Origin of the sequence: Brevibacillus sp. FSL K6-0770, from assembly GCF_038000275.1 — a bacterium.
Lineage (GTDB): Bacteria > Bacillota > Bacilli > Brevibacillales > Brevibacillaceae > Brevibacillus > Brevibacillus parabrevis.
The window spans coordinates 341,577-364,833 of record NZ_JBBOBQ010000001.1 but is presented as its reverse complement, the minus strand read 5'-3'; the positions used below and the strand labels follow the sequence as shown (position 1 = coordinate 364,833).

Below are 23,257 nucleotides of genomic sequence, written 5' to 3'. Positions count from 1 at the left end.
TCGTCATGGACGATCTCCTGAAAATAGACGCAAGCATTGGTCAAGAACCCGATTATGGGCAAGGGCTGAATACTCTCGCCACGGATCGGAAGTAATCAGGTACGCCCGGTTGTTTCGCACCGCTTTCAAATCCCGCCACTGCGCAGACAGCTTCAACTGTTTGAAGGTTTCCAAAGTCTCGGCTTCCTGGCAAACGAGCATCAGCACCCTGTCAGGATTAAGCGCAGCCACATCGGCAAGCGATACGGTCCGATCGTAAACATCCTCTGTCGTAACAAAAGCCGGCTTCACTTGCAGCCCTTTGTAAAAAACCTCGTTCATGCTGCGATTGCAGTGCACAGTCAGCTCATTTTTGAACACGCGCAAAATGAGAAACGTTTCTTCCTCAAGCGTTTTTCGCAGCCCTTCCCGTCCTCTGGCCATTTTCTCGTCATAGGCAGCCAGCCAGTGTCTGGCCTCCACCGACTCTCCCAAAAAATCGCCGATCATCAGCAACTGCTCTCTCCATCCTCGCGCTTCGTATGGCACGAACAAAGTTGGCGCAATGCGGGCAAGCTGCTCGGTCTCCTGTTCATTGGCCTTATCCAGCGAAATGATTACATCGGGCTTGGCTTCTTGCAGCATTTCGATGTTTGCCTTCCAGTTTTCATTCTGGCGAAACGCGCTCAGGTGGACGGGGATGTCGTTTCGGTAGTTTTGGTAGTAATAGGCCGTCCATTTCGGATGCAGTGGAGCTGCGAACGGCATCATTTTCAATGCCAGCATCTGCCCAATGATCGGGGCGCGATAGGCGGCGATTTTGCGCTGGCGGCTTTTCATATAAAAGGTAGGCGAAACTCCCACCTCTTTTTTGAATTTGCGGCTGAAGTAAAACTCGTCGTTGTATCCTACCTGGTGAGCGATTTCACGCAGCTTTACGTGGGATTGCGCCATGAGCTGCTTCGCCCGGCTAATGCGCAGCTCCGTGACGTAATCCATCGCGGATACACCGTATGTTTTCTTGTACAAATCCACGAAGTATTTCGGGCTGACTTCGGCAATCCGGGCGAGCTGCTCAATCGTGATATTTTGCGAGTAATGCTCTTCCATGTAGGCACGTGCTCGTTCCAGCGCCGTAGCTGAATCTTGTGCCGTGAAATCGACGTTCTTCACGATGTGGTACCACATTTCTTGAAACATGGTCTGGCTGCGAAAACGGTCGATCCCGCCTGCCTGCTGCCATAGCTCTGCAATCGAATCGCAGTACAGCACAAGCTGCCCCGCGGAGCGGACAGATACTTCCCCCATTAATGGAAACTCGTGCTCTTCCCGCAATACGCGAAGACGTCTCCTTCTCTGCTTGGACTCGCTAAACGCGTCGAAGCGCATGACGTACATCTGCAATTCGTCAACCGAGTCTGGATCGATCCCGAACGTGCTCATCGGGGGGCATATATAAATCGCATCCTGACGCAACTGATGCTCGACATTTTCCAATCGCAAACGACCTCTCCCGCCGGTTACGATCAGCAATATGTGTGAATTTGTAAACTGTTGGCGCAGACGTTCATGCTCGTCTCCTTTTATCCAGGCAATATCGCGGAGCTTGAACATGACATCGGCCATCACATGCTCGGTAAACTCCTGGAACATCGCTTGTCTGTCATTCATCTTGGTCACACCTTCAGTCTTGCAGAATATTTCTTCACGGCTCTCTATGTACAAACAAATGGATCGATTGGTTTTTTGATAACAATTCTCATTTCTGTGCTAAAAGTATATCAAACTCATCCATCTCTTCCTATCTTCAATTATTAGCAGCGCCAACAGCGCCAAAAAAGCCCCACCTCCACAAAGCCGGGCTTTCTGACGCTGTATCATGCACCTGCGGGCCTTGTCATACGCTGCCCGCTTCGCTCATGTATTTTACTATTTTGGCGACGTAGTGCTGCGTTTCTTCGGGAGCCAGCAACAGCCACTGTTTGTCCACTTGCTGAGCGGCCATCCGAACGTGGTTTTTCCCCCAGTTGTACGCCCCTAAAGCCATGGGCAGATCGCCTGCAAATTCATGCAACAGCTCCTTGATGTACATGGCTCCGCCTACGATGTTTTGCCACGGATCGTTCCGATCCACGCCCAGCCCTTGCGCTGTCTTCTGCTTGAGCTGCATGATTCCGAACGCTCCTGCTGTACTCATGCCCGCATTTTGGCCGAAATCGGACTCTGCATAGGCGATTCCGTAGAGCAGACACGGATCGAGTTGAAACAGGCGCGCTGCTTTGTCCAGCCACCTTTTCACTCGCCTGCACTGCTCGTCATCTTCTGCGATTCGCTGCGGAATGCGCAAAAACTGGCCGATCTGGATCAGATCAGAGACGAGTCGGTTCGCCTCGCGCAGCCTCTCGATACTTATCCCGTAAGTCTGGGCAATTCCCCACAAACTCTCTCCTGGCTTGACCGCATGCACCGTGTCGCTGCTGCAAATCGGCTGGCCCAGCCGCAAGAACTTTTCTTCTCGCTGCATAGATGCTGTCCTGTCGTTAGCGACAATCCCTTCCTCTACAAGCGTGCGTATGATAGATTGGGCGCGCTGTTCGTACGTATGGGCTTGAACCGTCCGCATCGCCTGTGCCTGAAGTTCCCTTCGCTCGCCGCTTTTTTCCATATAATATGAAAGCAATTCTGCTGTCTGTAGCGGAGACGAAGATGCCAGCATATCATGGCCGGGAGTAAAAATCCGCCTTAAACCGGAAGCTTCGCGCGCGAGCAACAAACTGCCACACGCTGCGGCTTCCAGCATGCGTTGCGAAATATGCTGTTCGGACGATTGCAATTCGATCACGATGTCCGCTTCCTGATAGACCCGTCTTGCTTCCAGAGGACTTGGCTTAGACATCGTCCCGTTCTGCGGAATGCTCCAGCCAAAAAACGGCTGCATCTGCCCCCACTCTTTTCCATAAAAGCGAGCCGGGATGCCCTTCGCAAGCAGAGGCCAGATGAACGTATGCAAAGCGTCAGCGAGCTCATGGCCCCACTGATGCCGATACATATAAGGAAACGGAGAAAATACAACTGCCACAGGTGTGCGCGATTCGTCGGGGGTTGGGCTTTCGCCTGAGCCATACCACTTGGGGTCGTAGCCAACATCCATGTGCGCCGCCCGGATTCCAGCCGCTTCGTAGCTCGGAACACTTTCTGGCGAGACGGTAAAAACAAAATCTGCCTGCATCCGCAAAGCTACAGGCAGTGACCACATATCCAAGAAAGCAGGATCTTGCTCTGCCCAGTAAATCAGAGGTACTCGCGCCTTTTTGGCTTGCTCGCCCGCATACGCTTGCTGCGTGGGAGTCAGCTCTGGCCCCCAGCCTGTCATCATGATGAAATCCGGTTGGAAGCGCTGGAGCAGCGCAGGCAGATTGGACTCCGTCAACAGCCCGGAAATCAGCACTTGATGTCCGGCATCGCAAAAACCGTGCGGCAATCCGTGAAGGAGCGCCTGATTTTTTTCCAGAAACAAAATTCTCATGTGCTCCCTCCGCCGCTTTCGTTTGCTTCGCGGCTGCGCTCCCTGATTTTCAAGTATTGGTCGATGTAAATATCATAGGAAGTAAGCCCGTTCTCCTTCATGATGTGTTCGATCGTCACCCCGTAGGTTTGGGCAATTCTCCAGAGCGTATCTCCCCGGCGGACGTCGTGCACTTCATAGCGTTGCCGGATTCGCTCCGGGTAGGAGATCAGCTCGCCTGGTCCAGTCGCAGTCTCGCTATCGGTGGACAAAATTCCTTGCGCTTGCAGCACCTGCACCATGTAATCTGCGCGGTGTTGATAGGACGCATGGCGAACAGCCCGTCTTCCTTGCTCCTGAATTTGTTTGCGTTCCTCCGGATGCTGCAAATAGTGCTCGATGATTTGCCGCGTCTCGTGAGATGTGGAAGCCGCGAGCAGGTCTTTTCCTGACGTGAACATGCTGCGGACTGCCAGTGTATCCTGTGTAACAAGGAAGCCTCCCGATCCCAAAATCTCATACGTCCGCTGTGTCAGCTGCGTCTCGTAGTTTTGCAGGCCAATGACGATGTCTGCCGAGCTGTACACCTTGTGGGCATCCGGGTAAGACAAATAACCGTGAATCCACTCTTGCGGGATGTCCAGCCCCAGATATGGTTTCATTTTGTCCCAGTCGCGGCCGTAAAAGTCGATGCGCATGTTGGCATGAAGCAGCGGACGAATGAGCGTAAACAGCGACACCAGCCGAAAATGGTCAGCATGCTGCTTGAAGACGTGCGGATACGCATTGGCAACAACGGCGATCGATGTACGATACGCATCCTCTGCCGGAACGGGACAATGAATGCTGGAATGGAATCCAAAATCCATGTGTGCCGCCTTGATCCCTCGTTGTGCGTAATAATCTACCCGCTCGGAGCAAATCGTAAAGACAAAGTCAGGTTGCACCCTTTGAATCAGCGGCATCGTAAAGCTCTCTGTAAACGTAGGGTCTTCTGTCGCCCAGTAAATGAGCGGAACATCCGCCTCATGCACATACCGATTAATCCAGTCCAGTTTGACAGCCGTTTGCTCAGGCCCCCAGCCGATGGCGATCACCAAATCTGGCTGAAACTCCCCGAGCATCTCGGGAATGTTTTGCTCCGTCAACGGCCCTGAAATCATCACATCGTGTCCTGAATCGCGAAATCCGTTTGGCAGCCCGTGAATCCACATGGGGTGGCTTTCCAAGAACAATACTCGCATTTTCTCACCTCGCCGTCCTTCCTTCCTGTTTCCGTTCCCTCAGGTTCCCTTGGCTCGGGCAAATGCCTGCAATTTTCCAAGTGCATACTGAATGAGTTTTTGATTTTGGCAGTCAATTCCGTAAAATAGTGTCCAAAAGCTGATCGTCTTGACGTAAAATGATGTTATGCGGTCAAAAAACACCGGGTCAGTCTCCCTGGTGTAATAGCTCAATACTTTGTGGGCAAAGGCTGCGCCGTACGCCCTGTAAATCCCGACAAAATCGTAGGCGGGGTCTCCTACTCCCATTGCGCCGAAGTCGATAATCCCGTTCAGCCGCCTTTTCTCGAAGTCGTAGAGCAGGTGCTCAGGCTTCAAATCGTTGTGCAACAGCGCCGGCTTGAACGCGAAGTAGTCCGGATTCGCCACAAACGCCTGAAAGGTCTGCCTGGTCCACTGTTGCAGCTCAAGAGGCATATAAGAAAAAGCCTTCCGTTCAATTCGCTTCAGAAGATTTTCGTAAAAAGCTTTGGTCAACGCCGGGTCAATCGCCTTGTCGAACGACTTTTCCAGCGGATAGGAATGCAGCCCGCTCAAAAATCCCCCAATCGCTTTGGCTACTTGCTCTTGTTCCTTGTCAGACAGTCCGCTCATCTCTTCACGAAAAAGCGGCTTCCCGTAAATCATCGGGTATCCGACGTACTTGATGTCGTCTGTCTGCGTGGAGGAATAGACAAACTGGGGAATCGCCACAGGCACCATAGGCCCTAGCAGCGGTAAAATTTGCATCTCCCGGCTGATGATCGCTTTCGCCTCCTCTGTCTTGGGGAAGCGGAAAATCATCTTTTCTCCTACGATGACGACAAAATTGCTCCAGCCTGTATCGTCCACGCGAAATGTTTCGTTTCGCAGCTCCGGATATCGGTCTTGCAGCAGCTTGCGCAAAGGCTCGAGTTGCACACGAAATACGCCCCTTTCCAGACCGCATTCATACTCAATTGATGTATTGTATGACTTGGCTTACGAAAGGCAACGATAAAAAAGCCCCTAATGAAGCCTGCCTAGCAACATTTGGGGTTTTGCCGATAGGTATGTGCTGAATAGAAAAAAATTTTTTAACAATACTCAGCAAATATAGTATAATGGTGATAATGATTTTCATTTTCGTAAAAATTCATACTAGAGAGATTGTTACACATAAATGGCGGGTTGTTTGATCACATCATCACGTTGGAAAGGGAGGATTCTATGGAAAAAGTTTTGGAAGTAAAGGACTTACACGTTTCATTTGACACGTATGCAGGTGAGGTAAAAGCAGTGCGGGGGGTTTCTTTCGACCTGCACAAAGGGGAAACACTGGCTATCGTAGGTGAGTCCGGCTCCGGTAAATCCGTTACGTCTCAAGCACTTATGCGCCTTATTCCTTCTCCTCCGGGCCGTATTCCCAAAGGACAAGTCCTGTTTGAAGGCAGAGACTTGGTTACTTTGACAGAAAAAGAAATGCAGGATGTTCGCGGACGCGACATCTCGATGATTTTCCAAGATCCGATGACGTCGCTCAATCCGACGATGACGATCGGAAACCAAATTATGGAGAGCTTCATCAAACACCAGAAGCTGAGCCGCGCTGAAGCTCGCACACGCGCTGTCGAGCTGCTGGAGCTGGTTGGCATTCCGTTTGCCAAAGAGCGTGTCGATCAATATCCGCACCAATTCTCTGGCGGTATGCGTCAACGGATCGTCATCGCGATCGCGCTGGCCTGCAATCCGAAGCTGATCATTGCGGACGAGCCAACAACCGCGCTGGACGTGTCCATTCAGGCGCAAATTTTGGAGCTGCTGAAAGATATCCAGAAAAAAATGGGTACTTCCATCATCTTCATTACCCACGACCTCGGTGTCGTAGCGAATATGGCTGACCGTGTAGCGGTTATGTACGCTGGAAAAATTGTCGAGATCGGAAATGTCGATGAGATTTTCTACGATCCGAAGCATCCGTATACATGGGGGCTGCTTGGCTCCATGCCTAACCTCGATACGAGCGACGAAGAGCTGATGTCCATTCCTGGCTCCCCGCCAGACATGTTCAAACCTCCTGTCGGCGATGCGTTCGCAGCACGCAACCCGTATGCGCTGCAAGTCGATCTGGAATTTGAGCCACCGATGTTCAAAATCTCGGAGACGCACTATGCTGCAACCTGGTTGTTGCATGAGATGGCTCCGCAAATCGATCCTCCTGCATCCGCAGTGAGACGCAAAACAGACAGCGACGAAAAGAAAGTCGAAGCGCAACGCCCGCAAGCAGCGAAATCGTATGACCAGCGCGAAAAGCTTGTAGAGGTCAAAGACCTGAAACAGCATTTCGACCTTGGCGGCGGCCATATTTTGAAAGCGGTTGACGGAATCAATTTTGACATCTACAAAGGCGAGATTTTCGGACTGGTAGGAGAATCCGGGTGTGGCAAGTCCACAACTGGCCGCACCATCCTCCGCCTGTACGATGCGACAGACGGCGAAGTGCTGTTCAAAGGCAAAAGTGTTCACGGCAAAAAAACAGGCGAAGAGAAGAAATGGCTGAACCGCAAAATCCAGATGATTTTCCAGGACCCGTATTCGTCTCTGAATCCTCGCCTGACGGTATCCGATATTATTGCAGAAGGTCTGGATATTCACAAACTGGCTACCAAAGAGCAGCGCATCGCGAAAGTACACGAGCTGCTGGAAACAGTCGGTCTGAACCGCGAACACGCCAATCGCTATCCGCATGAGTTCAGCGGCGGACAACGCCAACGCATCGGAATTGCCCGCGCTTTGGCTGTCGATCCCGAGTTCATTATCGCGGACGAGCCGATCTCTGCTCTGGACGTATCCATTCAGGCTCAGGTTATCAACCTGCTCAAACGTCTGCAAAAAGAAAAGGGCCTGACCTATTTGTTCATCGCCCATGACCTGTCGATGGTGAAATACATCAGTGACCGGATCGGCGTGATGTATCGCGGCAAAATCGTTGAGCTGGCGGAGAGCAACCGCTTGTACGAAAACCCGATTCACCCGTATACCAAGTCTCTGCTTTCGGCCATCCCTCTGCCAGACCCGGATTACGAGCGCAACCGCAAACGGATTGTTTTCGACGATCAGGAATACTTGCAGAACCAGACCGAAGAAAGAGTGCTGCGGGAAATCGAGCCAGGCCACTATGTCGCTTGCACGCAAAAAGAATTTGAGCGTTACGGCGGCGGCGTCCTGGTCTAAACGAGAACAAGCCTGCACCAACAAACGAAAAAGGGAGACGAGCCTTGATGGCTCTCTCCCTTTTCTTTTTGCCGTTCAGCGCATTACGGTTTCATTCTGAGCAAGCGCATGCTGTTTAAAATCACGATCAAGGCAGCGCCTGTATCGCTCAGTACAGCCAGCCACAAGGTCAACCAGCCCGGGAAAATCAGCACGAGTGCAACCAGCTTCACCACGATGGAGAACCAGATGTTTTGCTTGATGATCACAAGCGCTTTGCGACTGATTCTCACCGTATGCGGCAGCTTTTCCAGATTGTCGGCCATCAGCACGATATCTGCCGTTTCCATCGCGGTATCCGTGCCTGCCCCGCCCATAGCGATACCCAAGTCGGCGGTTGCCAGCGCAGGGGCGTCGTTGATTCCGTCGCCGACCATGGCGACGACTTTGCCCTCTTGTTGCAGCTTTTTCACTGCTTCGACCTTGTCCTGCGGAAGCAGCTCGGCAAAATAGCGATCGACTCCCGTCTGGGCCGCTACCTTTTTCGCTGTCCCGGCATTGTCGCCTGTCAGCATGATGATTTCGCTGATTCCGGCTGCTTTTATTTGACTGATCGCGCCAACCGTAATCTCGCGAATCGCATCCGCTACGGCGATCATGCCGAGCAGTTCGTGCTTCGTGCCAACCACAATTAGTGTGTTGCCTTCGACTTGCAAGGAAGCGATTTGTTCCTTCCAAGGACTCATGTCAATCCCCAGCTCTTCGAAAAGCGCCGGCTTCCCTGCGTAATAAACCACACCATCTACCGTCGCCTGCACGCCTTTTCCTACCAGCGCCTGATAATCGTCGCCCGCTCGTGCGGCTATCTGCTTTTGCTTGGCGTAAGCGACAATCGCCTGGGCAATCGGGTGGTTGGAGCGCTCTTCCATCGTCCGGGCAATGGCAAGGATGACGTCCTCCGCCTCTCCCACTGCCACCACCTGAGTCACGCGCGGCTTGCCTTCTGTCAGCGTGCCTGTTTTGTCAAAAGCAATCGCTTCAATCGCTCCTGCCTTCTCCAAAAAAGTCCCGCCTTTAATCAGCACGCCATTTCTGGCGGCATTCCCGATCGCGGAAACAATGGCAACTGGCGTCGAGATAACCAACGCGCAAGGGCAGGCAACCACAAGCAGCTCCAATGCCTTGTAAAACCATTCTCCCCATGTGCCAAAGCCAAACAGCGGAGGAAACACAATCACGAGCAAGGCGAGAATCAGCACAATCGGCGTGTACATGGCGGCAAACTTGTCGACAAACGCCTGCGTGGGAGCTTTTTTCTCCTGGGCCTCTTCCACCAGATGGATGATCCGCGCAATCGCTGTATCTGCGACGAGCTTCGTCACTTTGATTTCCAATGCGCCGCTTTCGTTCACGCTGCCTGCAAATACGGCGTCGCCAGCCTGTTTGTCGACGGGAATGGACTCCCCTGTAATCGGAGCCTGGTTCACGCTGGAATGACCCGCCAATATATCGCCGTCGAGCGGAATTTTCTCTCCCGGCTTGACCACGATCACATCGCCTACGCCAATCTCTTCTACGGACATCCGGGTCAGCGTCTCGCCTTTTTTCACCCACGCTTCCGGCGGAGCGAGATCCATCAAATTGCGGATCGAGTCGCGCGTTTTTTCGATCGACTTCGTTTGCAGCAAATTGCCGATTGAGAACAACCAGACAACCGTTGCCCCTTCCAGCCACTCTCCGATCAGAGCAGCCCCGATCGCAGCAACTGACATCAGTACGTTCATGTCCAGCGACTTGCTTTTGATCGCGTAAAAAGCACTGCGCGCCGGACGATAGCCGCCGCTAATAATGGCGAGTGCGTAAAGAATCGTGCTGACCAATGCGTCCAAGCTGGTCAAGGAGCTTGCGAAGCCAAGCGCCAGAAAAACTCCGGAAAGAGTCGTGAGCAGCGTGCCCGCCTGATCTTTTTTGACCGCCTCACCAGACGTTCTGCGCTCCAGCCGCTGGGCGCTGTACCCCGCCTTGGCGACTTCCCTGATCACCGCGTCATCCTGCAAACCGTCAGAGACAAGCTGCATTTTTCCGGTTGAAAAATTAACACTGACATCCTTCACCGCTGGAAGTGTCCGCATGTGCCTTTCCAGCGACTTGGCGCACGAGCTGCAATCCATGCCGTGCACACTGTAGACAATCGCCTTTCCGGACAGAGCGGCCGTACCGTCAGAGGCAACGGCAGCCGCAGACTCCAGCACTGTGAGCGTTTTTTTGCCATGGGTATGTTCTGAGCTGCAATGGTGCCCGCTGCAGCACCCGTCATGTTTTTGTTCATTTGCCATATGCTCTCACCTATTTCCCAAGCATCTATTTTCCCCAACTCATCTGAATATATCCAACAAACATTCAAACAAACATTTAATTATTATATTATCGGATACCAGTTCCTGGTTCAAGATTCAATTTAGAGTTTTTCGCCTATTTATTTGACAAATTCAGGAACGGGAGATGATGAAGGGCTTCGGTGTGGCGGGGAAATGCTGAGTGGTGGATTGAAGGCTTGCTTGGGGAGCTGCTTGATCGAAAAAGCTTGCTTGGGGTAATGCTTTGTAGATTGCGTCATCGGTACTTCAGGTGAGGCGAGGAAAGAGACGAATCGCTGTAGCTTCTTGGGATACCCTCTGTGGGCTTAGACTGCACGGCTCCGGGGAAAAGCGAAACCGCGTCAAAAGCAGCCGCTCACAGATGCAGATTCACGTTGACGCTTAAAACCGTGTTTCGCTTTTTCCTCGGAACCTCGGTCGGTATCCCAAAGAGCCTTCGCGGATTTCGTCTCTTTCCTCGTCAGGAGCTGGTTGTGGTCATCGGGGGTTTCAAGGAAAAATGTCAAATACGAAAAGCTTGATTGGGTTGACCTTCGTAGTCTGCGTCATCGGTACTTTAGGTGTGGCGAGGAAAGAGACGAATCGCTGTAGCTTCTTGGGATACCCGCTGGGGGGCTGGACTGCACGGCTCCGGGGAAAAAGCGAAACCGCGTCAAAAGCAGAGGACTCAAAGAAGCAGACGCACGTTGACGCTTAAAACCGTGTTTCGCTTTTTCCTCGGAACCTCGGTCGGTATCCCAAAGAGCTTTCGCGGATTTCGTCTCTTTCCTCGTCAGGAGCTGGTTGTGGTCATCGGGGGTTTCAAGGAAAATGCCAAATGCGAAAAAGCCTACTTCGGTAGCGCTTTGCAGTTTGCTTCATCGACACTTTTCCTGTGGCGAGGAAAGAGACGAATCGCTGTAGCTTCTTGGGATACCCGCTGGGGGCTGGACTGCACGGCTCCGGGGAAAAAGCGAAACCGCGTCAAAAGCAGAGGACTCAAAGAAGCAGACGCACGTTGACGCTTAAAACCGTGTTTCGCTTTTTCCTCGGAACCTCGGTCGGTATCCCAAAGAGCTTTCGCGGATTTCGTCTCTTTCCTCGTCAGGAGCTGGTTGTGGTCGGCGCGAGTTTCAAGGAAAAATGCCAATGCAAAAGGGCTGACATTTTGTAGTCTGCGTCACCGATACTTTAGGCGGTGGTGATCAAGGGTTTCAAAAAAGCACAGAAACATGATTAAAAGTCTTCTTCAAGACGGTCACTTCATGCAACCCGTTCATGAAAAAACTTACTCAATTTCTGCTCTGGATTTTCCGCCCTTGAGCAACCTCCAAAAAACAATCTCCGACTAAAGCTTACCGTCGGCCGAGGAAACAGGAGAAACAAGCGAAAGGGCTTTGGGACTCCTTCCGAGACGGAGGTGAAAAAGGAAAACACGCCTTTAAGCGGCAACGTGCGTCCGCTTCTTCGATCTCGCTGCTTTTGACGCGGTTTTCCTTTTTCGCCGGAGACGGGCAGTCCACGCTTCCCCGCTAGAGGTCCAAGTCCCTACAGCGGTTTCTCCTGTTTCCTCCCTCCACCACAGCCGCGATCAACAACCGTACTTAGCCCCCAGACACTAAATAAAAAAAGCTCCCCACAATGACGGAGAGCCTTTCTTCGCTACTTCATCTGCTTTTGGGAGACAGCGACGGGAGTTGTTTGCCAACGTTCGCCGCAATCGAGACAAACGCATTTGACTACTTTTTTCCTTTCCAGATACATCCTGACCGCAAACAGGATAAACGCACCCATCAAGCCGAGAAACAAGAAAATAACAGGCGTGCCTTGTACCGATATGCCAATGAGGGCAAGGACGATCAGCACCGCTGCGTAAATCACAACATACAGCCGACGGTTGATCGCTTCCGTATAGTCGACTTTTTTGGAATGACACTTGGTACACTTTTGTTGGAAACTCATCGTTCTCTCTCCCTGTTTTATGCTCTTTTCGTAAAGAGTGTTGCGTTACGAAAAGCCCGTGAGTTGACAGGCATCATCACCATGCCTATCTTGGCATGCATTCAACGGCAACAAACGTTCCCTATAGAGAACTACCCTTATTCTGCCAATCCTTTACGGCCAATGTCAATAACAACATCTTTGCAAAAAGAGTATACACAAAAAAAGGGAGAGACACCACCAAGACTCCCGCGACATAGCGATCTGCCCGGTAGCAGCGCCCTATTCAGCCTCTGTCACCGAGTAACAGGCAACCCACGCCTTCTCCATTCGTCAAAGCCGCCGCTCAGATTTTGCACTTGTAAAAAGCCGTTTGCTTTCAGCAAGCTCACCCCGATCGCCGACCTTCTGCCGCTCTTGCACTGCACCAGTATTGGCTTGTCACGCGGCAAGTCCTGCATGCGCTGCGGCAAATAGCCGAGCATGATGTGCTTCGCGCCCGGGATCTGCCCCTCTGCCAGCTCTTTTTCGTAACGAACGTCAATCACGTATAGCTCCCCCGCCCGAACCTGCTCTTCCACCGCTTCTGGCGTGACTTCCTGATACTGCTCAAAAGCAACAGACTGTTCTGCAAGCTGTTCTCCCCTGCCAAGCTCCATCGTGCCCTTTACCTGATCCAGCCCGATCGACTGCAAATCGTGCAAAACGGCGGGAACAAGCTGCGTCTCGGCCAGCACAAAAATCGGGCGCTCGTAATCGAGCAGCCACCCAGCCCACGTAGGGAACGACTTGTCGCAGGGCAGATTGATAGTGCCCGGCACATGCTTTTGGGCGAACGCTTCTGCCGGACGGACGTCTATGACTACTCCCTGCTGCTTCCATTCTTCCAGCACGCCAATGGAAGCTTCCGCCTGCACAGGTGCCGCTATCGCTTGCAGCGGTTGTGGCCCGACTTTGTTCAGATGTTTCATCATCGCAAAGTATGTAGGAGGCTCAGGCTGGCCCTGGAGCAATTGCTGCACAAACTCCTCTTCACGCTCATGCTGCAACGCCCAGTTCGTACGTTTTTCATAGCCAACCGTCGAAGACTGCACAGCCCCGATCGCTTTGCCGCACGCACTGCCTGCCCCATGCCCCGGCCACACTTGCAAATAGTCAGGAAGCTGCTTGAACCGCTGTAACGAGTGAAACATCTTTCTCGCCATTTCGTCAGCCGAGCCGCTTACGTTAGCCGCCTTTTCCAGCAAATCGGGACGCCCAATGTCACCGACAAACACAAAATCGCCCGTAAAAATGCCCATCGGTTCCGTGTCCGGCCAGCCTCTGTCTGTCAAAAGCAGGGCAATATGCTCTGGCGTATGCCCCGGTGTATGCAGGACTTCGAACGTCAGATGACCGATACGGAATGTTTCCCCGTCGCGCAGCAAGCGGTGCTCGTACTGGGCTGCATACTGATACTTCCAGTCCGGCCCGCCTTCGTCTGACAAATACAGCGTCGCTCCCAATCTTTCCCCGATTTCCCTTACTCCCGAGAGGAAATCGGCATGAATATGGGTTTCCGTCGCAGCGACAATCTTCAGTCCATTTGCTTTCGCTGCCTGTACATATGGCTCAATATGGCGCGCCGGATCAATCACGATCGCTTCCCCTGTTGCCTGGCAGCCTACCAAATAAGATGCCTGGGCGAGTTTTTCATCGTAAAAATATTTAAGCAGCATGAAAATCAGCCTCCTGTCTTTTATCAAGCAGCCATCCGCTCGCGTAGTCCTACAACTTTCCCGGAAGCATGCCGTGCCAGTACATCCGCGGGAGCAGCTCTTTTTTCAGCCAATACATGCTTAACCGTTCCTTGGATTGGTCAAAAGGGAATGTCTCGCGCGGATTCAGCTCGTAATCAAATTCAGCCAGGATCAATTTGCCGTAACCAGTGACGAGCGGGCACGATGTATAGCCGTCGTATCGCTCGGTCATCGGTTTTCCTTCAAGGAGCGACAAGACGTTTTGCACGACGACTGGTGCTTGCTTGCGAATCGCCGCCCCTGTTTTGGAGGTAGGCAAGTTGGTGCAATCGCCTATGCCAAAGATGTTGGGGAAGCGAGCATGCTGCAGGGTGAACGGATCGACATCGACCCAGCCGTCAGCAGCAGCGAGCGGACTGTGCTTGATAAAATCCGGCGCACTCATCGGCGGCACGACATGGATCATCTCGTACGGCATGGCTACTTGCGCTTTTGTGTCCAGGTTCTCGAAAATGGCTTGCTTTTTATCCGCGACGATTTCTACGAGATTATGCTTGAAGATCGTCTCAATCTGTTTTCTTTCAATGACTTTTTGCAAGGCTTTCGCGTATTTTTTCACACCGAAAATAGCCGCTGCGCCGGAGACAAAACGCACGGTCGAGCGGGAGCGCACCTTTGTTTTGCGAAAGGAATCGTCAGCGAGGTACATGATTTTCTGCGGTGCTCCGCCGCATTTCACAGGAGTGTTCGGGTTGGTAAACAGCGCGTTGCCTCCCTGAAAATGGCGAATTTGCTCCCACGTGCTCTCGACGTAGTCATACGAGTAATTGCTGCACACCCCATGCTTGCCGATGCTTTCCTTCAGTCCCTTTACCTTACCCCAATCAATCTGGATGCCAGCGGCGACAACCAGAAAATCATAATGCACAGCTGTTCCCGACGCTGTCATGACGGTATTGTTTTGGGGCAAAAATTTGGTGACGGCATCCTGTACCCAGACCGCTCCTTTGGGAATCACGGAGGCTTCGTCGCGCTCCGTCGACTCCCGGCTGACGACACCCGCACCTGCCAGTGTCCACAACGGCTGATAATAGTGCTTGCTTGCAGGATCAATGATGGCGATCTGGCCGATTAACGCGCGTGATTGGCGCAGCAGACGCGCCGCAACCGATATGCCTGCACTGCCTCCGCCTACAATCACCAGCTTGTAACGTGTCCTTTGCGTTGCTTCCATCACGCTCACCCCTCCTTGTATTGAATGAGAAACAACCCTTCGCCTATTCATATGGCAAGAGACAAGCCAAGTTGCTCGATCAAGCAAAAAACGATGCTGCCAAACTTTTGCATCCAAAAATACGGGGCTGCCCCCTGATCAGTGCGCCGCTATCTTTTCTCTTTTCATGTGAATGTCTATAATAGTAGGACATTGTAGTGGGCAAGAGGTGATTATAACGATGGACGACATCTGTGAAATTCAATGTTACGACGAAGAAAAGGTCAGTCGCTTGAAGCCGCACGCTGGCGAATCATTAGGGGTAGCGAAAATATTCAAAGCGCTGGCGGACGACACCCGGGCGAAAATCATTCATATTCTGTCCATGGAAGACGAGCTTTGCGTCTGCGACGTGGCAGCCATCATCGGCAGTTCCATCGCCAACACCTCACATCATTTGCGGCTTCTTCGCAATATGGGGTTGGCCAAGTACCGCAAGGAAGGCAAGCTCGTCTTTTACTCGCTCGACGATGACCATGTGCGCCACTTGATCCTCGCGGGCGTAGAGCACGCAAAAGAACAGAAAGCGAATGTCCGAGCTACCTGATGGCTCGGTTTTTTATTTTTCCATGCGCCTGTTGCGCATGCGCAAAGAGTTCAGCACTACCGACAGCGAACTGAACGCCATGGCGATGCCCGCAAGCCACGGAGCCAAAAAGCCAAGCATCGTCGCCGGGATGGCAATGGCATTGTAAAAAAACGCCCAAAACAAGTTTTGCCGAATATTTTTCATCGCCATTTGGCTGAGCCTGATGGCGTGGACAACGCCGCGTACCTCTCCGTGCATGATGATGACATCTGCCGAGTCTTTGGAAATGTCGGCTCCGGTGCCCAAGGCAATGCCGACACTGGCTGCGGACAGGGCTGGCGCATCGTTGATCCCGTCGCCGACCATGGCGACTTTTTTCCCTTTTGCTTGCAACTCCCAGATCAACTCCGCTTTTTGCGCAGGCAGCACCCCGGCGTACACTTGCCCGATGCTGGCCTGTCTTGCCACGCTTGCCGCCGTATGCGGATTGTCTCCGGTAATCATGATGATTTCCTTGCCCATTTTTCTCAGTTGGGCGACTGCTTTTTTCGCGTCTCGCTTCAATTGATCCGACAGCACCACGTATCCAGCCAAACGCCCGTCAATGCCGACCAGCAGCACCATTTTTCCTTCCGCCCCGTGAAGCTCCACCTGACTTTGCAAAGGGGCGATGTCCATGTTTTTTCGGGTCAGCAGCTTGGAAGATCCGACTACAACCGTATGGCCTTCCACAGTCGCCTCGATCCCATAGCCGGGAAGGGATGCGAAGGACGTAGCTGCCGGAATGGACAAGCCTTGTTTTTTGGCATGAGCCACGATGGTTGCCGCCAACGGATGCTCAGAGGTCAACTCCGCCCCGGCCACCAGACGCAAAAACGCCGCCTCGCTCCATCCGCGTGTATTAATCCCGACGACCTGATGAGTCCCTCGGGTCAATGTTCCCGTTTTGTCAAACACAACCGTATCGACCTTTTGCAGCACTTCCAAAAATTTTCCCTGCTTGAACAAAATGCCCATCTGTGCCGCCCGCCCAGACACCACCAGGATCGACATGGGCGTAGCCAGACCGAGTGCGCACGGGCAAGCGATGATCAGGACAGCGATCGCCTTTTCCAGCGCGCCGCCCAAATCTTGCGCGGTAAAGACGTAGTACCAGGCAACAAAAGTGATCACGGCAATCGCGATGATAATCGGCACGAACACGTCCGTGATTTCATCCGCCACTCTCTGGATCGGGGCTTTGGACAGCTGCGCTTCCTCCACAGTGCGAATCACTTGCGTCAGCGCGGTATCCTCGCCTACTTTTGTCGCTTTTACCTTGAGCCAGCCGCTCTGGTTCAACGTGGCGCCGATTACGGAATGGCCGCCCCATTTTTCCACAGGCAGACTCTCTCCGGTAAACATCGACTGATCGACGCTCGCGTGCCCTTCCAGCACGATTCCGTCTGTCGGAATCCGCTCGCCTGGCTTGACGATGAAAATATCGCCCGTTGCCAGCTCTGCTACCGGAACAGCCCGCACCTCATCGCCGCGCAGGACATGCGCCATCGTCGGTTGAAGCTGGTGAAGCTGTCCGATGGCATTTTTCGTCCGGTCTTTCGCCATCGCCTCCAAATATTTGCCCAGGAGCAGAAACGTAAAAATGACGGCGCAAGACTCGTAGTAAACCGTCAGACCGTGACTCTCCTGCCCGATGGTCGTAAACGTCAAATAGTGACTGTACAAAAAGGCGGTCGAGGTGCTCAGCACAACCAGCACGTCCATATTGGCGGAACGGTTTTTCAACGCGTTCCACGCCCCGATGTAAAACGACTGCCCGATAAACAGCTGGATCGGCAGCGTCAGTGCAAACTGAAACAGCGGCAGAAGAAACAAGCTCGGCACCCAGATGAATGACAGGACGGAAAAGTGCGCCGCCATCGCCCACAAAAGCGGGATCGTCAAAATAGCCGAGAAAATAAACCGCCGAAGCAGCAGCTTTTTTTCCTCCTGAAGCTCTGCTTGCTTCAAACTCGCGGAAAAACCGAGCTGTTCAATCTTGGTCATGATCTCCTGATCGTTGGTTTGCGCAGGATCAAAGGCTACCCGAGCCTTGTTGGTCGTCAGATTGACGTGGACTTCCTGGACGCCCTGAACTTTTCGCAGCCGCTTTTCAATCCGGTTGGCGCACGCTGCACAAGTCATCCCTGTGACCTGATACGTTTGGTTGATGGTCATGAAAAACTCCCCTTCAGCTTCCGTACATGCCCTCATGTCCAACCTATGCGGCAGGACAATTCAGTAGAAGATGAAGTATGAATGGCAACTGTCATGAATACGATAGGGAAGCTTGTAACTCATGGGAAAGTGGTGAGAATGCTGCGAAAATCCGGATTCTTTCGGCTGTCGTCCCTGCTGTTGTCCGTTCTCCTTGCACTCGTTGGCTGCGCTTCTGCGGATCATGCTGAACACGCCAGCACTGCTCTCGCACAAAAAACAGATACGCCAATGCTTGCGGAGCTGTCCATCCCGTTGCAGGTCGAGCTTGATCCGGCTCCGGCGAAAAACGTGAAAGAAAACACGCTGCGCATTACCGTGCCAGCCGAGCATGCAGCCAAGCTGGCCAAAGCAAAAGTCTCCGTGTCCCTGACCATGCCCAATATGGACCACGGCGCTATCGTCTTTGAAGCGACGCAGGAAAAAGCAGGCGAATACGTCGCGCAAATCGTGCCGACCATGCTGGGAGAATGGCTGGCTACGATTACTTTCGAGATGGACGGCACAGCCATGAGCACAGCGTATTCTTTTGAAGTGGAGCCATAATAGTTAAAAGCATCGTAATGACTACCACAGCCACGGATTGACGGTGGGAATCCAGCCGTTGATGGTCATTCCCCGCAAGACGGACAATATCCCGATGCAGAGCGCAAGAGCGTTGCCCATGACCATCACCTTGGAGCGAAATGCTTTCGACAAAACCAGTGAAAACAACGCGATTGCCACGAGCGCGGGCAAAGTGCCCAAGCCAAACACGCCCAAGGTCGTCATCCCTTGCAGGACGCTGCCAGTAGCGGCGGCTTTCATGTGCATCGTATACGTCAGTCCGCAGGGCAAAAAGCCCAGCAGCAGTCCGCTTGCCAGCACAGGCACTGTTCCCTGCCGCTCTTTTTGCAATTGCAACAGCTTTTGCGCGGCGGGGAGTTTGAGCGGACTGTATTTGTCCAAAGGCAGCGCCACTTTTTTGACGACCCAGAGAATGATCAACAGCCCTCCGGCGATATTGGCAATTCCCTGCAATCCGACTACGACTCCTGCCGCATTCACAAACGATCCGACAAAGCCCATAAATGCGCCTACGGCCATGTAAGTCACAATTCGCCCCGCATTGTATGCCAGGATCGTTTGCGCAAGCGACGCTTTGGATTGAAGCGTCATGGTGGACATGATCCCGCCGCACATCCCGATGCAGTGAGGAGCGCTGAGCAAGCCTGTCACAAAGACGAGCCAGTAGTCGTACAGTCCAGCATTCATCCCGCAGCCCCTCTTTTTCCATTATTTTCACGCTCATGCAATGACGCATCCTTTTCCTAACGTAATGGCTGCGGCTAGTATTTATGACTTCGCGGCAAATGAAAACGCCCCCGGCTTGTCTTACTTGCGGGGGCGTTCCTGGGCTGGCAAAGTGACCTTGATAGTCGTGCCGACTCCTGTTTGGCTGTCGATTTCGATGCTGCCTTTTGCAACCTGGACAATTTTCTGGACGATGGCTAAACCGAGTCCGCTGCCTGTCGCTTCCCGATTGCGGGACTTGTCGCCTTTGTAAAAGCGCTCGAAAATGTGATGGCGCTCCTCCTCCGAAATGCCGATCCCTGTATCGCGGATGATGACGGCGATGTCGGGCGATTGCCGAATCGAGACAAAGATGGTGCCATGCGGCGGAGTAAACTTGATGCTGTTGGACAGCAAATTGATCCATACTTGATTGAACAGCTGCTTGTCTGCGGTGACGAGTGTGTCCGGCAGTTCCAGCTCTAGCTCCAGCTTTTTCTGCTGCCATTGGCGTTCCAGCAGCAGTACGACTTGTCGCAACTGCTCGTCCAGCCGATATTCGCTCGGCTCGTACAAGCCCGTTTCCTTGTCCAGCGAAGCGAGCGTCAAAAGCTGTTTGCTCAGTAAGGAGAGTCGCCTGCTCTCTTCTTCGATAATCGCCAAATACTCCGCCTTTCGCGCCTCTGGCATGCCACCGCTGCGGATCGCCTGGGAAAATCCCTGGATGGAAGCAAGCGGAGACTGGATTTCGTGCGAGACGTTGGAAACAAACTCTTGGCGCATGTCATCGAGCTGCTTCAACGATTCTGTCATCTGCGCAAAGTTGGCCGCCAGCTCCCCGATTTCGTCTCGGCGCGAGATGTCGAGCTGGATTTCGTACTCGCCTTCCGCCAGCTTTTTCGTCGCCTGGCTCAGTTTTTGGATCGGCCGAACCAAATAGCGGGTGAATATCAGAATAAACATCAAGCTGAGCAAAAACATGGCGGCAAGCAGCACGGCAAACATCACATGGACCTCGCCAAACTGCTGCTCGATGCTGGGCCGCACAAACAAGGCGTATTTCCGTCCTTCTGCTTCCAGCGGCAAACCGATGCTGTTTTTCAGCGTATTTTCAAAAAATCCGGTAACGAACAATCCGTGTTGTTCTTCGGCGATTCCTCTGTACGTTTCCCCGGCAAGCACCTTTTGCACGATCTGCGGCTCAATCTGCTGGTCGCGGAAAGGCGCTCCAAACGTTTGGACTTGTCCGTTCTCGTCTACGAGATACAGCTGAAAATTGAGATTGGCTACATGGGTCATAAAGGCTGGCAAGTCCATACTGGCGGCATTATGCTCGTACAAATCGATGATCTGCTGGCCGATCCGGGTAATTTTTTGTTCATTGTACGTGCGCATGTTGCGCTGGTAATATTCGTTGGCAAGGAGAAAACCGAGCGTCCCGCTGATGATGACGATCGCGACAAACATGAGCACGACCCGAAAGTAGAGGGATCTCATCCGCCGCGCACCTCCAGCTTGTAGCCGAGGCCGCGAACAGTGCAAATGACAAAGTCATCGGTCTTGTCCGTAAATTTTTCCCGCAGCCGTTTGATGTGCACATCGATCGTGCGGCTGTCGCTCTCGTTATCTCCTCCCCACACCAAATCCAGCAGTTGATCCCGCGTAAAAGTCCGGTCGGGAAAACTGGCGAGCTGGGCGAGCAGTTCAAACTCCTTGAGAGGGAGATGCATGACTTCGTCTTTGATTTTTACAACGTGGCTCATCCGGTCGATGACGGTATCATGCATGACAATGACCTGCTTGCTGACCATCTGGTAGCGGCGCAGCAAGGCCCTGATCCGATACAGCAATTCCGTCGGCTCGAACGGCTTGGTGAGGTAGTCGTCCGTTCCGGCCAAAAATCCTTTTTCCTTGTCCCTCACTTCGCCTTTTGCCGTCAGCATGATGACGGGAATATCGTAGTATTCGCGGATCTCCTTGCACAGCTCCCAGCCGTTTTTCCCCGGCATCATCACATCGACGATCGCCAACTGAACTTTTTCCTGCTCAAGCAAAACGGATGCCTGGCTCCCATCTGCGGCAGCCAGCACGCGGTATCCTTCTTTTTCCAAATAAAATCTCAGCAGTTCACGAATGTGCGCATCGTCATCTGCGACCAAGATCGTCATTTTCATCAGGCTTCTCCCCTTGCCGTGTCTATCTCAAGGCTGATGATCTGATTATAACGGGTAGCATCTCCCGCGATGCAGTCCCTTACGCAATTTTTCCGGTTCAGTTCCGTTGCGGAAAAAGGGACGCAAGGTTGCTTTCGTCAGTATAGTTAGGGAATATGAACGGCAGATGAACAAAAAGCCATCGCTGCCTAAGCAACAATGGCCTTCCATTCTTATTGGTTAAACGTCTCTGCAAACCAGTTGGCGGAAGCGTCCACTTCCATCCTGGTCAGCTGATGACCGTATGACTCCCAGTGCAAAGTCACTTCGGCCCCAGCCGCTGCCAACAGCTGCTTCAGCTCCTCCGACTCCTCGGGAGAGCAAATCGGGTCGTTCGTTCCCGCCCCGATGAACACCGGGATGCCGCTCATGTCAGGCAGGGGAATCCCGCGCCTTGGCACCATCGGATGATACAGCACCGCCCCGCGCAACGAATTGGCGTAATGGAACAGCAAGCTTCCGGCAATGTTCGCTCCGTTGGAATATCCGACTGCGACGATATTCTCCCTGTCCAACTGGTAATTGACCGCTGCCTGATTCAAAAATTCATGCAGCTCCTCCGTGCGGAACACCAAATCTTCCTCATCGAACACACCCTCTGCCAGGCGACGGAAAAACCGGGGCATGCCGTTTTCCAGGACGTTGCCTCTGACGCTGAGAATAGAAGCGCCGGGATGAATCAGCTCAGCCAGCGGCACGAGATCGTTTTCGTCTCCCCCTGTTCCATGCAACAGCAACAGAGTGGGGGCTGCGAGATCGCTTCCTTTTCGAAAAATGTGTTTCATTCCTTGTCCTCCGCAAGCACGCGCACGGCAATCGGCGGCAGTCCCTGCTCGATCTCGGCGCGATGTGGTTCATACCATTCGGGCAGCATCAGCTTTTCACCGAGCGACTCGAATGGCTCGTCTCGTTCAAAGCCTGGCGGGTCAGTGGCAATCTCAAACAAAATCTCGCCTGGCTCGCGGAAATAGATGGCGTGGAAATACTGCCGATCAATAATATCGGTAGGATGGAAGCCGGACTGCGCCACTCGCGATTGCCACAAGCGGTGATCCTGGTCATCCTTGGCACGCCAAGCGATATGGTGCACAGTTCCTGCTCCGCCTGCGCCTCTCGGCATTGGCTCGGCGTTGACATCAATGATATTGCCCAGGTCGCCGGGTGCCTGGAAGCGGACAAGCCCGTTTTCTTCGCCGACTCGGGTCAGGCCCATCAGCTTTTCCAACACTTCCATCGTGTGCTTCGGCGCAACGCTGTACAGAATCGCCCCACCGAACCCTTTGATTGCCTTGTCAGCGGGAATACCTCCAAACGTCCACTGGCTCGCGGGGCCGCCTTCGCGCTCGACAATCTCCAGTTGCAAACCGTCCTTGTCGGCAAATTGCAGATAGATTTCCTGGAAGCGCTCTATGCGGCGGTATTCCACCTGGAACTTGTCGAGACGCTTTTCCCAAAAATCGAGCGAGCCGACAGGAACGAGAAAAGTAGTGTAGCCGACTTGTCCACCGCCTATGCGGCCATGTCGCGCCGTTTCCCACGGGAAGAAAGTGATCGCCGTTCCGGGACTGCCCACCTCGTTGCCGAAGTACAGATGGTACACTTCGGGGGCATCGAAGTTGATCGTTTTTTTGACCAGTCGCAGACCGAGAATGCCTGCGTAAAAATCAACGTTATCCTGTGCATTTTTGACAAAGGCTGTAATATGATGAATACCTGCTGTTTGTTGAGACATAGCTGAT

The 23,257-nt window shown here is 53.0% G+C and carries 17 protein-coding genes; 3 read left to right on the top strand and 14 right to left on the bottom strand.

Features of this window, described 5'->3' with window-relative positions; genetic code table 11:
• Window positions 1–3: 3 nt before the first annotated feature.
• The 4 genes from NST23_RS02095 to NST23_RS02080 form a co-directional block, all read right to left on the bottom strand.
• Entirely contained in the window at window positions 4–1,650 is a 1,647-nt protein-coding gene (locus tag NST23_RS02095; protein ID WP_217023395.1) for an AraC family transcriptional regulator, read from the bottom strand.
• Between the two features lie 226 nt (window positions 1,651–1,876).
• The gene (locus NST23_RS02090; protein WP_340963029.1) at window positions 1,877–3,505 is read right to left on the bottom strand and encodes a glycosyltransferase family protein; all 1,629 of its coding nucleotides are present in this window, start codon (window positions 3,503–3,505) and stop codon (window positions 1,877–1,879) included.
• The gene (locus tag NST23_RS02085) at window positions 3,502–4,728 is read right to left on the bottom strand and encodes a glycosyltransferase family protein (RefSeq protein ID WP_340963026.1); all 1,227 of its coding nucleotides are present in this window, start codon (window positions 4,726–4,728) and stop codon (window positions 3,502–3,504) included. Before NST23_RS02085 ends, NST23_RS02090 begins: the two co-directional genes overlap by 4 nt.
• Before the next feature lie 39 nt (window positions 4,729–4,767).
• Entirely contained in the window at window positions 4,768–5,667 is a 900-nt protein-coding gene (locus NST23_RS02080) for a phosphotransferase family protein (RefSeq protein ID WP_122962208.1), read from the bottom strand.
• Window positions 5,668–5,955: 288 nt separating this feature from the next.
• On the opposite strand from NST23_RS02080, the gene NST23_RS02075 reads away from it, so the two are divergent.
• On the top strand, window positions 5,956–7,959 hold the full coding sequence (locus NST23_RS02075; RefSeq protein WP_122962207.1) for an ABC transporter ATP-binding protein: 2,004 nt from the start codon (window positions 5,956–5,958) through the stop codon (window positions 7,957–7,959).
• Window positions 7,960–8,042: 83 nt separating this feature from the next.
• On the opposite strand, the gene NST23_RS02070 is transcribed toward NST23_RS02075, so the two are convergent.
• The 4 genes from NST23_RS02070 to NST23_RS02055 all read right to left on the bottom strand — a co-directional run bounded on the left by NST23_RS02070 (window position 8,043) and on the right by NST23_RS02055 (window position 15,209).
• A complete protein-coding gene (locus tag NST23_RS02070) occupies window positions 8,043–10,274 on the bottom strand; it encodes a heavy metal translocating P-type ATPase (RefSeq protein WP_217023393.1) in 2,232 nt (743 codons plus the stop codon).
• 1,683 nt (window positions 10,275–11,957) lie between these two features.
• On the bottom strand, window positions 11,958–12,257 hold the full coding sequence (locus tag NST23_RS02065) for a hypothetical protein (RefSeq protein WP_063229105.1): 300 nt from the start codon (window positions 12,255–12,257) through the stop codon (window positions 11,958–11,960).
• Between the two features lie 275 nt (window positions 12,258–12,532).
• Window positions 12,533–13,954: an MBL fold metallo-hydrolase gene (locus NST23_RS02060; protein WP_217023392.1), complete on the bottom strand. Its 1,422-nt coding sequence runs from the start codon at window positions 13,952–13,954 to the stop codon at window positions 12,533–12,535.
• Window positions 13,955–14,003: 49 nt separating this feature from the next.
• Window positions 14,004–15,209 (bottom strand): FAD/NAD(P)-binding oxidoreductase, encoded by a 1,206-nt coding sequence (locus tag NST23_RS02055; RefSeq protein WP_287103028.1) that lies wholly within the window; start codon window positions 15,207–15,209, stop codon window positions 14,004–14,006.
• 220 nt (window positions 15,210–15,429) lie between these two features.
• On the opposite strand from NST23_RS02055, the gene NST23_RS02050 reads away from it, so the two are divergent.
• On the top strand, window positions 15,430–15,795 hold the full coding sequence (locus NST23_RS02050) for an ArsR/SmtB family transcription factor (protein ID WP_063229102.1): 366 nt from the start codon (window positions 15,430–15,432) through the stop codon (window positions 15,793–15,795).
• 12 nt (window positions 15,796–15,807) lie between these two features.
• Here NST23_RS02050 and NST23_RS02045 read toward each other — a convergent pair whose 3' ends face one another.
• Window positions 15,808–17,994, bottom strand: a complete 2,187-nt coding sequence (locus tag NST23_RS02045) for a heavy metal translocating P-type ATPase (RefSeq protein ID WP_173599715.1) — start codon at window positions 17,992–17,994, stop codon at window positions 15,808–15,810.
• 81 nt (window positions 17,995–18,075) lie between these two features.
• Between NST23_RS02045 and NST23_RS02040 the strand changes: the two genes are divergently transcribed.
• Window positions 18,076–18,579, top strand: coding sequence for a FixH family protein (locus NST23_RS02040; RefSeq protein WP_340963022.1), 504 nt, complete (start codon window positions 18,076–18,078; stop codon window positions 18,577–18,579).
• Window positions 18,580–18,600: 21 nt separating this feature from the next.
• On the opposite strand, the gene NST23_RS02035 is transcribed toward NST23_RS02040, so the two are convergent.
• The 5 genes from NST23_RS02035 to NST23_RS02015 form a co-directional block, all read right to left on the bottom strand.
• Window positions 18,601–19,287 (bottom strand): sulfite exporter TauE/SafE family protein, encoded by a 687-nt coding sequence (locus tag NST23_RS02035; protein ID WP_340963019.1) that lies wholly within the window; start codon window positions 19,285–19,287, stop codon window positions 18,601–18,603.
• A 120-nt stretch (window positions 19,288–19,407) separates the two neighbouring features.
• Window positions 19,408–20,802, bottom strand: coding sequence for a sensor histidine kinase (locus NST23_RS02030; protein WP_340963016.1), 1,395 nt, complete (start codon window positions 20,800–20,802; stop codon window positions 19,408–19,410).
• Window positions 20,799–21,479: a response regulator transcription factor gene (locus tag NST23_RS02025; protein WP_122962198.1), complete on the bottom strand. Its 681-nt coding sequence runs from the start codon at window positions 21,477–21,479 to the stop codon at window positions 20,799–20,801. Before NST23_RS02025 ends, NST23_RS02030 begins: the two co-directional genes overlap by 4 nt.
• A 212-nt stretch (window positions 21,480–21,691) precedes the next feature.
• Complete coding sequence (locus NST23_RS02020; protein WP_173597924.1) at window positions 21,692–22,303, bottom strand: alpha/beta hydrolase; 612 nt, start codon at window positions 22,301–22,303, stop codon at window positions 21,692–21,694.
• The gene (locus tag NST23_RS02015; RefSeq protein WP_217023384.1) at window positions 22,300–23,250 is read right to left on the bottom strand and encodes a ring-cleaving dioxygenase; all 951 of its coding nucleotides are present in this window, start codon (window positions 23,248–23,250) and stop codon (window positions 22,300–22,302) included. The genes NST23_RS02020 and NST23_RS02015 overlap by 4 nt, the downstream gene beginning before the upstream one ends.
• Between the last annotated feature and the right edge of the window lie 7 nt (window positions 23,251–23,257).

Excerpts from the sequence above, each read along its gene's own strand:
- NST23_RS02095 (WP_217023395.1), bottom strand. The coding sequence starts at position 1,650 with ATGAATGACAGACAAGCGATGTTCCAGGAGTTTACCGAGCATGTGATG.
- NST23_RS02090 (WP_340963029.1), bottom strand. The coding sequence starts at position 3,505 with ATGAGAATTTTGTTTCTGGAAAAAAATCAGGCGCTCCTTCACGGATTG.
- NST23_RS02085 (WP_340963026.1), bottom strand. The coding sequence starts at position 4,728 with ATGCGAGTATTGTTCTTGGAAAGCCACCCCATGTGGATTCACGGGCTG.
- NST23_RS02075 (WP_122962207.1), top strand. The coding sequence starts at position 5,956 with ATGGAAAAAGTTTTGGAAGTAAAGGACTTACACGTTTCATTTGACACG.
- NST23_RS02070 (WP_217023393.1), bottom strand. The coding sequence starts at position 10,274 with ATGGCAAATGAACAAAAACATGACGGGTGCTGCAGCGGGCACCATTGC.
- NST23_RS02065 (WP_063229105.1), bottom strand. The coding sequence starts at position 12,257 with ATGAGTTTCCAACAAAAGTGTACCAAGTGTCATTCCAAAAAAGTCGAC.
- NST23_RS02060 (WP_217023392.1), bottom strand. The coding sequence starts at position 13,954 with ATGCTGCTTAAATATTTTTACGATGAAAAACTCGCCCAGGCATCTTAT.
- NST23_RS02055 (WP_287103028.1), bottom strand. The coding sequence starts at position 15,209 with ATGGAAGCAACGCAAAGGACACGTTACAAGCTGGTGATTGTAGGCGGA.
- NST23_RS02050 (WP_063229102.1), top strand. The coding sequence starts at position 15,430 with ATGGACGACATCTGTGAAATTCAATGTTACGACGAAGAAAAGGTCAGT.
- NST23_RS02045 (WP_173599715.1), bottom strand. The coding sequence starts at position 17,994 with ATGACCATCAACCAAACGTATCAGGTCACAGGGATGACTTGTGCAGCG.
- NST23_RS02040 (WP_340963022.1), top strand. The coding sequence starts at position 18,076 with ATGGCAACTGTCATGAATACGATAGGGAAGCTTGTAACTCATGGGAAA.
- NST23_RS02035 (WP_340963019.1), bottom strand. The coding sequence starts at position 19,287 with ATGAATGCTGGACTGTACGACTACTGGCTCGTCTTTGTGACAGGCTTG.
- NST23_RS02030 (WP_340963016.1), bottom strand. The coding sequence starts at position 20,802 with ATGAGATCCCTCTACTTTCGGGTCGTGCTCATGTTTGTCGCGATCGTC.
- NST23_RS02025 (WP_122962198.1), bottom strand. The coding sequence starts at position 21,479 with ATGAAAATGACGATCTTGGTCGCAGATGACGATGCGCACATTCGTGAA.
- NST23_RS02020 (WP_173597924.1), bottom strand. The coding sequence starts at position 22,303 with ATGAAACACATTTTTCGAAAAGGAAGCGATCTCGCAGCCCCCACTCTG.
- NST23_RS02015 (WP_217023384.1), bottom strand. The coding sequence starts at position 23,250 with ATGTCTCAACAAACAGCAGGTATTCATCATATTACAGCCTTTGTCAAA.